At 69.4% G+C, this 12,932-nt stretch carries 12 protein-coding genes; 4 read left to right on the top strand and 8 right to left on the bottom strand.

Annotation, left to right across the window (positions count from 1 at the left end; all coding sequences use genetic code 11):
• Window positions 1-60: 60 nt before the first annotated feature.
• Window positions 61-465 (bottom strand): SdpI family protein, encoded by a 405-nt coding sequence (locus tag A3CU_RS0106545; RefSeq protein WP_027941603.1) that lies wholly within the window; start codon window positions 463-465, stop codon window positions 61-63.
• 245 nt (window positions 466-710) lie between these two features.
• Between A3CU_RS0106545 and leuS the strand changes: the two genes are divergently transcribed.
• Window positions 711-3,494 (top strand): leucine--tRNA ligase, encoded by a 2,784-nt coding sequence (leuS, locus tag A3CU_RS43695; RefSeq protein WP_052371511.1) that lies wholly within the window; start codon window positions 711-713, stop codon window positions 3,492-3,494.
• Window positions 3,495-3,548: 54 nt separating this feature from the next.
• On the opposite strand, the gene A3CU_RS0106535 is transcribed toward leuS, so the two are convergent.
• Window positions 3,549-4,295: a TetR/AcrR family transcriptional regulator gene (locus A3CU_RS0106535; protein ID WP_027941602.1), complete on the bottom strand. Its 747-nt coding sequence runs from the start codon at window positions 4,293-4,295 to the stop codon at window positions 3,549-3,551.
• Between the two features lie 428 nt (window positions 4,296-4,723).
• On the opposite strand from A3CU_RS0106535, the gene A3CU_RS0106530 reads away from it, so the two are divergent.
• Window positions 4,724-5,596, top strand: coding sequence for a ribokinase (locus tag A3CU_RS0106530; RefSeq protein ID WP_027941601.1), 873 nt, complete (start codon window positions 4,724-4,726; stop codon window positions 5,594-5,596).
• Window positions 5,597-5,656: 60 nt separating this feature from the next.
• Window positions 5,657-7,294 carry a phosphoenolpyruvate--protein phosphotransferase gene (gene ptsP / locus A3CU_RS0106525; protein ID WP_027941600.1) on the top strand — a complete coding sequence of 546 codons (1,638 nt, stop codon included), beginning with the start codon at window positions 5,657-5,659 and terminating at the stop codon, window positions 7,292-7,294.
• Between the two features lie 14 nt (window positions 7,295-7,308).
• Here ptsP and A3CU_RS0106520 read toward each other — a convergent pair whose 3' ends face one another.
• The 6 genes from A3CU_RS0106520 to A3CU_RS0106495 all read right to left on the bottom strand — a co-directional run bounded on the left by A3CU_RS0106520 (window position 7,309) and on the right by A3CU_RS0106495 (window position 11,746).
• On the bottom strand, window positions 7,309-7,719 hold the full coding sequence (locus tag A3CU_RS0106520) for a type II toxin-antitoxin system VapC family toxin (protein ID WP_027941599.1): 411 nt from the start codon (window positions 7,717-7,719) through the stop codon (window positions 7,309-7,311).
• Window positions 7,719-7,988, bottom strand: a complete 270-nt coding sequence (locus tag A3CU_RS43690; RefSeq protein ID WP_169739598.1) for a ribbon-helix-helix protein, CopG family — start codon at window positions 7,986-7,988, stop codon at window positions 7,719-7,721. The genes A3CU_RS0106520 and A3CU_RS43690 overlap by 1 nt, the downstream gene beginning before the upstream one ends.
• 75 nt (window positions 7,989-8,063) lie before the next feature.
• On the bottom strand, window positions 8,064-8,699 hold the full coding sequence (locus A3CU_RS0106510) for a DUF1707 SHOCT-like domain-containing protein (RefSeq protein ID WP_027941598.1): 636 nt from the start codon (window positions 8,697-8,699) through the stop codon (window positions 8,064-8,066).
• Between the two features lie 67 nt (window positions 8,700-8,766).
• Window positions 8,767-9,411: a response regulator gene (locus tag A3CU_RS0106505; protein WP_027941597.1), complete on the bottom strand. Its 645-nt coding sequence runs from the start codon at window positions 9,409-9,411 to the stop codon at window positions 8,767-8,769.
• Entirely contained in the window at window positions 9,408-10,559 is a 1,152-nt protein-coding gene (gene macS, locus A3CU_RS0106500; RefSeq protein ID WP_027941596.1) for a MacS family sensor histidine kinase, read from the bottom strand. Before macS ends, A3CU_RS0106505 begins: the two co-directional genes overlap by 4 nt.
• On the bottom strand, window positions 10,556-11,746 hold the full coding sequence (locus A3CU_RS0106495; protein WP_027941595.1) for an AI-2E family transporter: 1,191 nt from the start codon (window positions 11,744-11,746) through the stop codon (window positions 10,556-10,558). Before A3CU_RS0106495 ends, macS begins: the two co-directional genes overlap by 4 nt.
• A 265-nt stretch (window positions 11,747-12,011) precedes the next feature.
• Here A3CU_RS0106495 and A3CU_RS0106490 point away from each other — a divergent pair, with 265 nt between their 5' ends.
• Window positions 12,012-12,863, top strand: a complete 852-nt coding sequence (locus A3CU_RS0106490) for a hypothetical protein (RefSeq protein WP_027941594.1) — start codon at window positions 12,012-12,014, stop codon at window positions 12,861-12,863.
• The last annotated feature ends 69 nt before the right edge of the window (window positions 12,864-12,932 follow it).

Raw genomic sequence — 12,932 nt, 5'->3', positions numbered from 1 at the left:
CAGAGTGCGAGCTGCGTGCCTCACCGCAAGCGGCTCCGCCGCTTATAAAAGACAGCCTCGTTATTTGCCGGTGAGGACGGCACAGCCACCGCAGGCGCAGCCGGCGCAAGCCGCGGGCACCTGCGCGGGGGCGGGAACGGCCTCCGCGGCCCGATGACCGAGCAGACCGCCACCGGCCACCAGCACGAACATGCCGGCGAGTCCGATCAGCGACGCGATGATCGGGCCCGCCACGGCCGGCATGAACAACCCGGCGACACCGGCGAGCACGCCCACCAGCCCGGCCACCACGGTCGGCAACCCCGCGACCTTGTTGGCGACCCGGAACGCTTCGTCGGAGCGCATCGTCGCGGCGGTCCGCACGCCCGCCCCCCGCGACCGCGGGAGGCGTTCACGCCAGCCGAGCATGCCGCCCCAGCCGACGACGACACCGAGCACGATGGGAATCAGCGCGACGAGATACACGCCCTTCAGAATAGAGGGTGATGCACGACGCGACGTGGGCACGCGTGGCGACGTAGCACAACAGTGCACGTGGGCCCCGTGGTCACCGGCCGCGTGGCGGCTCACACGCCTCCGCTGGAAAATCGGATCGACCCCGCACTTACCATGACAATGTGAGTGAAGCAGCGGCGCAGCATGGGGCTGGGACACCATCCCAAGAGCAGGGCACCCCCTCGGACACGCCAGGCCACCGCTACAACGCGGAGCTGGCCGGCAGCCTCGAGCTGCGCTGGCAGGGCTACTGGGCCGAACACGGCACGTACAACGCGCCGAACCCGGTCGGCCCGTTCGCCTCCGACCACCTGCCCGCGGACAAGCTGTTCGTGCAGGACATGTTCCCCTACCCCTCCGGCGCGGGGCTGCATGTCGGGCATCCGCTGGGCTTCATCGGCACCGACGTCTACGCCCGGTACAACCGGATGATCGGGCGAAACGTCCTGCACACGATGGGATTCGACGCGTTCGGCCTGCCGGCCGAGCAGTATGCGGTGCAGACCGGGCAACACCCGCGCAAGACCACCGAGGAGAACATCGTCACCTACCTGCGGCAGATCCGCAGGCTGGGCCTTGGCCACGACGAGCGCCGCCGCATCTCCACCATCGATCCCGGCTACTACAAGTGGACGCAGTGGATCTTCCTGCGGATCTACAACTCCTTCTACGACGAGAAGCTGGGCAAGGCACGCCCGATCGCCGAGCTGGAAGCCGAGTACGCCCAGGACAAGCGACGCACACCGGATGGCCGCGGCTGGCACGAGCTGACCCGCGCCGAGCAGCAGGGCGTGCTGGACCAGCACCGCCTGGCCTACCTGGCGGAGGCGCCGGTCAACTGGTGCCCAGGCCTGGGCACCGTGCTGTCGAACGAGGAAGTGACGCCGGACGGCCGCAGTGAGCGCGGCAACTTCCCGGTGTTCCGGCGGAACCTGCGCCAGTGGATGATGCGCATCACCGCCTACGCCGATCGTCTGGTGGACGACCTGGACCGGCTGGACTGGCCGGAGAAGATCAAGTCCATGCAGCGCAACTGGATCGGCCGGTCCAGGGGCGCCCGGATTTCCTTCCCCGCCGGGGCGGAGCGGATCGAGGTCTTCACCACCCGCCCGGATACCGTGTTCGGCGCGACATATCTGGTGCTGGCGCCCGAACACCCGCTGGTGGACAAGCTGACCACCGATGCCTGGACGTCCGATGTGGACTCGTTGTGGACGGGTGGCGCGGCGACGCCGGGTGAGGCGGTCGAGGCCTACCGGTTGGCGGCCTCCCGCAAGTCCGAGCTGGACCGTCAGGAGAACCGCGACAAGACCGGGGTCTTCACCGGCTCCTACGCGGTGAACCCGGTCAACGGCAAGCAGATTCCGATCTTCATCGCCGACTACGTGCTGATGGGCTACGGCACCGGCGCGATCATGGCGGTGCCCGGCCAGGACCAGCGTGACTGGGACTTCGCCGAGAAGTTCGGCCTGGACATCATCCGGACCGTGCAGCCGAGCGAAGACTTCGACGGCAAGGCGTTCACCGGGGAAGGGCCGGCCGTCAACTCCGGCTTCCTGGACGGGATGGACGTCGACGAGGCCAAGAAGGCGATCATCGCCTGGCTGGAGGAGCACGGCCACGGCGCCGGCACGGTGCAGTACAAGTTGCGGGACTGGCTGTTCTCCCGGCAGCGGTACTGGGGCGAGCCGTTCCCGATCGTGTACGACGCCGACGGGACCGCGCACGCGATTCCGGAGAGCATGCTGCCGGTCGAGCTGCCTGAGGTGGACGACTACTCGCCGAAGACCTTCGATCCCGAGGACGCCGACGCCGAGCCCTCGCCGCCGCTGTCGCGCGCGACCGACTGGGTCGAGGTCACGCTGGACCTGGGCGATGGTCCCCAGCGCTACCGGCGCGACACCAACACCATGCCGAACTGGGCCGGCTCCTGCTGGTACCAGCTGCGTTACGTGGACCCGGACAACGCCGAGCGGTTCGTCGACCCGGAGAACGAGCGGTACTGGCTGGGCCCGCGTCCGGACGAGCACGGCGCGAACGACCCGGGTGGTGTCGACTTGTATGTCGGCGGTGTCGAGCACGCCGTGCTGCACCTGCTGTACTCGCGCTTCTGGCAGAAGGTGCTCTACGACCTGGGCGAGGTGTCGTCGGACGAGCCGTACCGGAGGCTGGTCAACCAGGGCTACATCCAGGCCTACGCCTACACCGATTCCCGCGGTTTCCATGTGCCGGCCGACCAGGTCGAGGAGAGGGACGGAAAGTTCTTCTACCAGGGCCTCGAGGTCAAGCAGGAATACGGGAAGATGGGCAAGAGCCTGAAGAACGTCGTTACCCCGGACGAGATGTGCGCGACGTACGGGGCCGACACCTTCCGGCTCTATGAGATGTCCATGGGCCCCATCGACGTTTCGCGGCCGTGGGCGACCAAGGACGTCGTCGGCGCGCACCGGTTCCTGCAACGGTTGTGGCGGCTGGTGGTCGACGAGCAGACCGGCGAGCTGCGGGTGTCCACCGCGGATATCACGGACGAGGACCGCAAACAGCTGCACCGGACCATCGCGGGCGTTCGCGAGGACTATGCGGAGCTGCGGTTCAACACCGCCGGGGCGAAGCTGATCGAGCTGAACAACCACCTCACCAAGGTGTACGGCTCGGCCGAGGCCACGCCGCGCGAGCTGGTCGAACCACTGGTGCTGATGCTGGCGCCGCTGTGCCCGCACATTTCGGAAGAGCTGTGGCACCGGCTGGGCCACCAGGATTCGCTGGTGCACGGCCCGTTCCCGGCCGTCGACGAGCGCTACCTGGTGGAAGAGACCGTCGTGTATCCGGTTCAGGTCAACGGCAAGGTGCGGGCCCGGATCACGGTGCCGGCCGACGCGGCGAAGGATGCGGTGGAGTCGGCGGCGCTGTCCGACGCGAAGATCGCGGCGGTGCTCGACGGTCAGGCGCCCCGCAAGGTCATCGTGGTCCCGGGCCGGCTGGTCAACCTGGTCGTCTAGAGACTCTTTCGAAGTGACTTGCGTGGCGGTGCGGGTGGCGCCGCTTGAAACAAGCTAGTTCGGGCCTTCCAGGCCGATCTCGTGCGCGAGGTCGGCGAGGAGGGCATCGAAGACGGCATCCGGCTTGGACAGCGGGATGGGGTAGTTGCCGAAGACTTCGAGCGTGATGTGCCCGTAGAGACGGGCCCAGAACTGGATCATCACGTAGGTGGTGCCCAGGTCGAGCTTCTCGGGTGGGAAGTCGACGCCGGCCTGCCCGAACACCGACAGCAGGTCGTCCTGGAAGGCGGTCAGGTCCTCACGCAGCTCGACCGGTACCGCGTCCACGGACGGGATGTTCAGCTGGTGGGTGGCCAGGATGCGGCCGGCCGCCGCCAAAAAGATTCGCCCGAACGGCTCGCTGGCGCGGTTCAGCGTGGCGACGCTGCTGAGGGCCGAGCCGACGCTGCCCGTCGGCGAGGCGAACACCAGCGTGAACTCCTTGGTGTGGGTGAGCGCCCAGCGACGGAAGCCACGGCAGATCGTGAACAGCTGCGCGACGCCGTCGGTGCCCAGTCTCGAGACCTCTTGGCTGATTTCCGCCCCGAGATCGCTGATGACGTCGAGGCGAAGGTGCTCGATCAGATCGTCGCGTGAGCCGTAGTACCGATATAAGGCGGGCGCGGTGATCCCCAGTTCGCGTGCGATCGCCCGCAGGGTCACCGACTCCGGGCCCCGCTCGACGAGCAGTGCTCGTGCGGTTCGCCGGATGTCCTGGTCGGTTGCCGCCCGCACGCGACCCCGGCGCGTCGGCTTGTCCATTGGCACATTCTATGAGGTGGCGGCCTCCGGCTCGGGCGTAACGCGCGGCCGGCTCGTGAATCGGCGAGATCACGCGGTTCTGGAGGGCGCTTGCGGGTACGCGATGAGCGGTTGCCGGGCGCCGCCGGTACCGATCGCTCGGGGGGCTACGCGATCGGTACCGGCGACCCGATGTCCTCCCGCCGGGAACTCCGGAGGGCGGACAGCCTTAGAGAGTGCGCTACGCCTCACTCGGGACGCTCCGGCCGGGAAATTAACCCGTTCGGGTGAACCGTAGTGGACACTCACCCTATTGTCGCATCCAACCGTCATGAAGTTACAAAAACTTTCACGTTCCGCCAAGTATTTGTCTGGTCCACTCGGGCGCGGCCGGAGGAGGCACACTGCGGACACGTCGCGGTGGCGCGCGGACTCGCGGAGGAGAAGGTATGACCCATGACGTTCTGGTGGTCGGCTCGGCCAACGCCGACCTGGTGGTCTCGACCGACCGGCGGCCCGGACCTGGCGAAACCGTGCTCGGTGGCGACACCGTGGTTTCCCCAGGTGGCAAGGGTGCCAACACCGCGGTTGCCGCCGCCCGGCTCGGCGCGAACGTGGCGCTGCTCGCGGCGATCGGCGATGACACCTACGGCACGATGCTTTCCGCGTCCCTTCGTGAAGCGGGGGTGCGCACCGAGTTGGTGCGTACTGTGACGCGGCCCACGGGAATCGCCTACATCACCGTCACTCCTGACGGCGAGAATTCGATCCTGGTCTCGCCCGGCGCGAATCAGGCGCTCGACCCCGCCGCCGTGGAGGGCGCGCTGGCCGGGGTGGGGGTCATGGTGGCGTCGCTGGAGGTCCCGCTGCCCACCGTCGAACGGGCCATCGAGGTGGCTTCGGCAGCCGGGGTACGGACCGTGCTGAACCTCTCGCCGCCGGCGGACCTCGGTGCGCGGGCGCTGGCCGCGCTCGACGTGCTGCTGGTCAACGAGCACGAGGCGGCGTGGCTGCTCGGCGCTGCCGCCGAACCGGCCAGACTGCTCGATCTCGGTCCGCGTTCGGCGGTGATCACCCGTGGGGCTGGTGGCGCACTGGTGGTCACGACATCCGGCATCACCGAGCTTGCGGCCCCGTCGGTCGAGGCCGTGGACACCACGGGAGCCGGGGACGCGTTCGCCGGTGCGCTCGCCGCTGCTCTGGCCGCGGGCGCCGGCCTGGAAGTGGCCGCCCGTCGGGCGGTCGGGGTCGCCGCGATCTCGGTGACCCGGCCCGGCGCGCAGCCGTCTTACCCGTCGGCCGAGGAACTGCCCGCCTGGTGACGGCCGTTGATACTGGTAGGAGTGTTTCGCGGCCATCAAGGAAGGGCTATGGTCTAGACCATGTTGGCACAGAGGTTCTCTGGGGTGGCAGTGAGCCCTGGTCGCGCGCGCGGCCCCGTCGTCCGGGTCGCCGAGCCGCTCGGTGAACCCGCGCATGGCCCGAAACCGGCCGATCCATCGGCCGAGGCCGCCCGGATCGCCCCCGCGACCGGCGCCGTGGCAGCCCGCCTGGAGGCCCTCGCCGAGGCCGCGACCGGCGAGGCGGCGACGATCCTGATCACCACCGCCGCGATGGCCGCGGACCCGGCCCTGACCAGCGAGGCCGAGCGGCTCGTGGTCGCCGAGGGCCTGCCCGCCGCGCGGGCGATCTACGAGGCCGCGAACGGGTTCGCCAAGAGCCTGGCGGCCGCTGGTGGATACATGGCCGAGCGCGTGCGTGACATCGAAGACGTGCGTGACCGTGTCGTTGCCGAGCTACTGGGCGTTTCCCCGCCCGGCGTGCCCGAGCTGCTCTCGCCGAGCGTGCTGGTCGCCCGTGACCTCGCGCCCGCGGACACCGCCGGTCTCAACCCGGACCTCGTGCTCGCCCTGGTCACCGAGGAGGGCGGCCCGACCAGCCACACCGCGATCCTCGCCCGCGCCCTGGGCATCCCCGCGGTGGTCGCCGTGCGTGGCCTGCTCGACCTCGACGCCGAGGTACTCCTCGTCGACGGCGACACCGGCGAGGTCGAGGTAGCCGATCCCACGGCTGGAATCCTGGTGTCGACGAAGGCCGGCCCGGGTGAATGGGACGGCGTCGGCAAGACGTCCGACGGGCACCGCGTCAAGGTGCTCGGCAACGTCGGCGCACCCGGCGACGCACACGCTGCGGCCGACGCCGGCGCCGAGGGGGTCGGGTTGTTCCGCACCGAGTTCTGCTACCTCGACGCTCCCGCCGAGCCGGCGGTCGCCGAGCAACGCATGGCGTATACGGCGGTGCTGACACCGTTCGCCGGTAAGCCGGTCATCGTGCGCACCCTCGACGCGGGGGCCGACAAACCCCTCGACTTCCTCTCGCCCGAGGCGGAGCCGAACCCCGCGCTCGGCGTGCGCGGCCTGCGAGTCGCGTTCGACCGGCCCGACGTGCTGGACCGTCAGCTCGAAGCCATCGCCGGTGCGGCGGCCGATTCCGGTGCCGACGTGTCGGTCATGGCGCCCATGGTGGCCACGGCGGCGGAGGCCGCCTGGTTCGCCGAACGGGCGCGGGCCACCGGAATCGCCAGGGCGGGCGTGATGATCGAGATCCCGGCCGCCGCGCTGGCCGCTCGGGAGATCTTCGACGCGGTCGACTTCGTTTCCGTGGGCACCAACGATCTCGCTCAGTACACCTTCGCGGCGGACCGGCAGCTCGGTGCGGTCGCAACGCTCAACGACCCGTGGCAGCCCGCGCTGCTGCGGCTGATCGCGTGGATCGGTGAAGCCGCGCGGGCAACCGGAAAGCCGGCGGGCGTCTGCGGGGAAGCGGCCGCCGATCCACTGCTTGCCCGCGTGCTCACCGGGCTGGGGATGACGAGCCTGTCGATGAACGCGTCCTCGATCCACGGCGTGGGCGCGAGCCTCGCCGCGGTCACCTGGGAGGAGTGCGAAACCCTTGCCCAGGCCGTGCTCGCCGCGCCCGATCCCGGCACCGCCCGGTCGCTGGCGTCCCGCAAGGACTAGCTCGGGTGCCGGCTTCAGCGGCCAGGCGCAGCGCAACGCAACCCGTTGTGCTCTCCGGCGTCGGCCATCCGATGGTCGTAGGTAATCAGCAGGTCGGCGCCGAGCATCATCGCCGACGCGAGGTGAATGGCATCGAGCGAGCGCAACCGATTCGGGTTGAGCCGTTGGCCGAGGCTGACGACCTCGTCTCCAATGGGGTGCTCGGCAACACCGGACATGGCATCGTCGACGAAGTCCGCCGCGGCCGCATAGCCGAGATCGAACCGCATTCGGATCGCGCGACCGACTTCGATCGACGCCAAGCGGGAAGACAGCAGCACGGCCCTCTCCTCGACGTGGCCGCGCAGTTGGACCCGTAGTGCCTCGGACTCAGGCTCCTCGATAACTCGTTTGAGCAGCGCGCTGCTGTCCAGGTAGATGCGCATCAGACGCGGTCGTCACGGTCGAGCAAGTCCAGGCTGCTCTCACCCGGCTGTAGGTGGAGTCGTGGTCGGACGTCCCGGAATGCGACGCGCGGTGGTGCGACCTTGCCTTGGGTGATCAACGGATCGGTGTCACCGGCTTGGCTGGGTATCAGCCCCAGATATTTCCCGATCGCCTCGCGCAGGATGTCCTGTTGCGAGCGTCCAGTGCGCTGCGCTTCGGCGCGTAAGGCGGCCTCCGCCTCGGCACCCAACCGCAAGTTCATCGCCATGCTGTCATGGTACCGATCCGGCATCGTTTTGGTACCACTGGTGCGGAACACATCCCGGCGGTGGTGGGGGCGGAGCTAGCCGAAGAACCGGCGGGGGTGGCGGACGGTCAGCGAGCCGCCCTTCAACCGGCCGGAGAACACCAGCCGTGGGTTGCCCGCGCGGCCGTCACTGCCCGTCCGGTCGTTGACCGAGGCGTACTTGATTTCGGTGATCGAGTTGAGGTCGACCGCCGCGTGCTCGGGGATGATCACCTCGACCGAGCCCCATTTGGCGTCCAGTTCGATGTGCACCGTCGGGCTCTGGACCTGCGCCTGGGTGAAGTCGAGCTTCGTCGCTCCGTACTTGTTGCGGACGACTATCTCGGGCGGCACCACCCACGGACCGCTGCGGACGATCGAGGAGTATCCAGCGGTCAGTTCGAGCCGCTGTCCCGGGCGCGCGGCGGCCCGCGGGGCGTCGGGTCCGGCGTAAGGGCGGCCGCTGGGGCCGGCATCGGGATGCACCAGGTCGGGAATGTCGGCCAGCACGGCGTTGAGGTCGCCGCGGGTTTGCGCGGCGAGCGCGATGTCCGTGCGTTCGGTGAATTCGTCGAGGTTGATCATGCCGCGGCCGATCGCCTTCTGCAGCACCGCGACGACGTGCTCGCGCTCCTCGTCCGAAACCCGGAAACTCCGGGGGTCGAGCGGCTTGGTCTCGGTCTCATCGCCCATGGCGAAAGCGTAGGTTCGCGCGGGCCGGTACGGATCCGGGAAAATCCCCGAATCCCCGAATCCCCGATCAGTCTTGGTCGAGACCGTGCTCGATCGCATAGCGGGCCAGCTCGACCCGGTTGTGCAGTTGGAGCTTGCGCAGCGTGGACTGCACGTGGTTCTCGATCGTCCGGTGCGAGAGGACCAGACGTTCCGCGATCTGCCGTGCGGTCAGCCCCTTGGCCACCAGCCGGAGCACCTCGGTTTCCCGTTCGGTGAGTCGCGGCACGGCCGGGCCATCGTCCGGGGACTGCACCATTCGCCGGTACTCGCCGAGCACCATCCCGGCGAGCCCCGGGGTGAACACCGGGTCTCCGGCGGCGGTCCGCCGCACCGCGTCCACCAGTTCCGCCACGGACGCCGACTTCACCAGGTAACCGGAGGCGCCGGCCTTGACCGCCTCCAGCACGTCGCCGTGCTCGCCACTTGCGGACAGCACCAGCACCCGGGTGCCCGGCAGGGCGTTGGTGATCTCCCTGGTCGCGTCCACGCCGGAGCTCTCGCCGAGAACGAGGTCCATCAACACCACGTCCGGCCGCACCGCGCCGGCGATGCGAACCGCGGCCAGCGCGTCGGGCGCGGTGGCCCGTACCTCGAAGCCGTTCTCGACCAGGTCGCGAGCCACGCCATCGCGCCAGATCGGGTGATCGTCGACGACCATCACGGAAATCATCGTGCTCGCCGTTCCGGTTTCGGCACTCGAACCTCCCATTCTGTCCCCTGCCCCGGTGCCGTCTCCAGCGAGATGGTGCCACCCAGGTCGGCCACGCGGCCGCGCATCGAGCGCGCGACACCCAGATGGCCGGCCGCCTCGGCGGCGGCGAGCCGGCCCTCGTCGATTCCCGGCCCGTCGTCCCGCACCGTCAGCACCACCTCGTCGCCGAGATCCTCCAGTAACACCCACGCCTTCGCCGAATCCCCGGCATGTTTGTCCACATTCGACAGTGCTTCGCGGGCCACCGCGACCAGCTCCGCGGTGGTGTGCGCCGGCAACCGGACCTCACCCGCCGGGGTCGCGACCTGCACCTTAGACGACGAGAGGAGTTGCAGTGCGGCCCGCAGGTCGGTCCAACCGGTGCTGGTGCTGGTTGGTTCCGAGGTGACCAGCGCGCGCAGCGCGATCTCCTGTTCACCGGCCAGCGTCGCGAGCTCAGCTGCCTCGCCGCCGAGTTCCGCACCCCGCCGGCGCACCCGGGCCAGCACCTGCAGCACGCTGTCGTGAATCGAGCGCGCCAGCCGTTCCCGTTCCGCCGTCGCCGCCTCGGTGCGCAATGCCTCGGCGAGCACGGCCGCGGACTTGCGGGCCGTGCTGGCGCTTATCCCGATCAGCAGGCCGGTTGCGATGAGCAGGAACGAGTCGCGGGCGACGTCGACGTTGAACTGCTGTCGGGTGATCGCGGTGGCGGCGCCGACGAGAACCCCCGCGAGCGCACCGCCGCCGGCGCCGAACCGGGTGCCCGCGGCCGCCGGCACCCCGGTGACCCACACCGTGGTGATCAACGGGTCGGCCCCGGTGAGCTGGGTGCGGTTGAGGATCCAGGGTGAGGTGAGCATCAGCCCGCAGGTGACGGCGACGTCCGCGACGACGAACCACCACCAGCGCCAGCGCAGCGCCTCGCGCGAGTAGACGAGGGTGGTCAAAACAGTCCAGACCACCATGACGCCGAGGACGAGCCAGGCAAGCCGTGGGCGCCGGTACTGATCGTGGTAGAGGAGGACCGCGCCGACCGCGAAGAGCATGGTGAGCAGGCGCAGGCCGATACTGCCCCACCACAGTGGTGCGGCGGGCTCGCGGGCGGTCGGGCCGAACCGCCGGTTCATGTGGTTTCTTTGGCCTCGGCCTCGACTTCCTCGGCCACGCGCTTCGGCTCGTCTTCGGGTACCGCTTCCATGTCATGCAGCACGTCGACGTCCTCGGGATGCGGGTCGCGTTCGTGGATCAGCGACCGGATACCTGCGTTCAGTACGGCCAGCAACGGTACCGCGAGCAGGGCGCCGGCGATGCTGCCGACCACGACGCCGACGGCGATCGACAGCACCACCGCCAGCGGGTGCAGCTTCACCGCGCGGCCGAGCAGCAGTGGCTGCAGGATGTGGCTTTCCAGCTGCATCACCGCGACCACGATGCCGAGCACGATCAGCGCGGTGACGAACCCGTTGGTGACCAGCGCGACCAGCACCGCGACGGCGCCGGCCACCACGGCACCGATGATCGGCACGAACGCGGCCAGGAACACCAGCGTGGCGAGCGGGATCACCAGCGGCACGCGCACGATCCACAACCCGATGCCGATGCCGACCGCGTCCACCACGGCCACCGCCGCGGTGGCCCGGACGTAGCTGACCAGCGAGGCGAACCCGCGGCGCCCGGCCACATCGATGCGGCGGCGCACCGTGCCCGGCACGCCGAGCATCAGGAAACTCCAGATCCGGTCCCCGCCGGCCAGGAAGAAGATCGTGACGAACAGGGTGAGCAGGAAGCCGGTGAGGAACTCACCGACCGTGCTGGCCGTGGTCAGCGCGTTCGAGGTGATGACGGCCTGGTTGTCCTGCAGGAAGCCGATCGTGTTGTCGATGGCGTGCTGGATCTGCTCCTGCCGCAGGTGCAGATCGTTGATCAGCCAGTTCTGGATCTGGGTCAGGCTCGCGTGCAGTTGTTGCGTCAGCTGCGGCAGGCCGTCGGTGAACTGGACGACGACGAAGGTGAGCAGCCCGCCGAGCACCGCAAGGCCGCCGACCAGCACCAGCGCGGTGGCCAGGCCGCGCGGCACCTTGAGCTGGACGAGCTGGGCCACCGCCGGGGCGAGCAGCGCCGAGATCAGCAGGGCGATCGACAGCGGCACGATCACCACGGACAGGCGGCCGATCAGCCACATGATGACGTAGAGCGCGGCGATCACCACAAGGAACCGCCAGGCGAACGCGGCGCTCACGCGCAGCCCCTTCGGTACGAGGGCGCTGGTTCGGTCGTCTTCGCCGAGAAATTCGGGTTTATGGCCGTCCGTCACGTGGTCCACCCTAGCGAGGTCGGCTACTCGGGCGCGGGTATTCGCGTCGGTAGTCAATCACCGCATGTATGGGAGCTTTGTCTCTCTGTACTGGACCAGGTCTGGGCGGACCTCTTTTCACACGATGGTGCTATCAAGTCCAGTTCGAGATGCGACCTCGTCAGGGGCCCTGGTTGTGTGGTCGGCGCAAGACGCACCGGTATCGATGTGAAGACGTTTCGGTCTCACAAAAGACACGATCGCGCCCTCGAGCTGCAGGAGAACCGTGACGCGGGTGAACGTGGCCACTCGGCGGGGAACGGCAAGCGCCGGCCGCTGGCTCACGCGTGCACTGCTCGTGGCCGGCGGCGCGCTGGCCGGCACCGCGATCGCGTGGGCGATAGGCAACGCGAGCGCGTCCGCCGATCCGATCACGGATACGACGGAGATCACCGGTCAGCTCACGCAGGGCCTGCCTCAACTGGCCGGCGCAGTGAAGGGGCTCGGCGTTCACTCGGAGCCGGCCGGAGACGGAGCTCACCAGCGGATCACCGGCGACGTTCGCGACGTCGTGCATACCGTCGCTCGTGATGCCGCGCTCCACCCGGCCCAGGGTCTGCTCGGATCGGTCCAGCGGATCACCGGGCAGCCCCGGGACATTCCGCAGTTGATCGGCAGCGCGCTCGCCCCGCCGAACCTGCTGGGCATCGTCGCCGGTTCCGCCGGCCAGCTGGTCGAGGTCCCCTCCTTGCCCGCTACCAAGCCGGCCGAGGCGCGTGAGTCTGTCCCGTCGCCGGAGCTACGCCTGCCGACCGCACACGCCGGCGGCGGATCGGACACGTCGACGGTCACCGTGCCGTCGGACTCGGGTGCGCACGAAACCGTCCACACCCGAGCTCGCGGCGGCCTCCTGCCGCACCCCGCTCCGTCCTCGCCGCTGCGGGAGCTGTCGGTACCGGCGGAACTCCCGTTCCTGCCGAACGGCTCCGCCTCCGGCTGCCATGCCGACGGCCCGGTCTTCGGGCTTCCCGCCTCGACGTTGACCATCGCCCCCGCGAACCTCTCACGCGCCGTCGCGCGCGGCAGCTGTCACCTGCCGGCCCCGCCGGGCGCGCAGCCCGGCGTCACGCCTGACTGATTCCACCTCCTCCGGGGACCCGGCGCGCCCGTTCGCGCGCCGTGGCGCCGGTTCCTCTCGGGGCGCGCC

It is taken from the genome of Amycolatopsis taiwanensis DSM 45107 (assembly GCF_000519205.1).
Taxonomy (GTDB): Bacteria; Actinomycetota; Actinomycetes; order Mycobacteriales; family Pseudonocardiaceae; genus Amycolatopsis_E; species Amycolatopsis_E taiwanensis.
The sequence above is the reverse complement of the archived record's forward strand: the minus strand, read 5'-3'. Positions and strand labels throughout refer to the sequence as shown.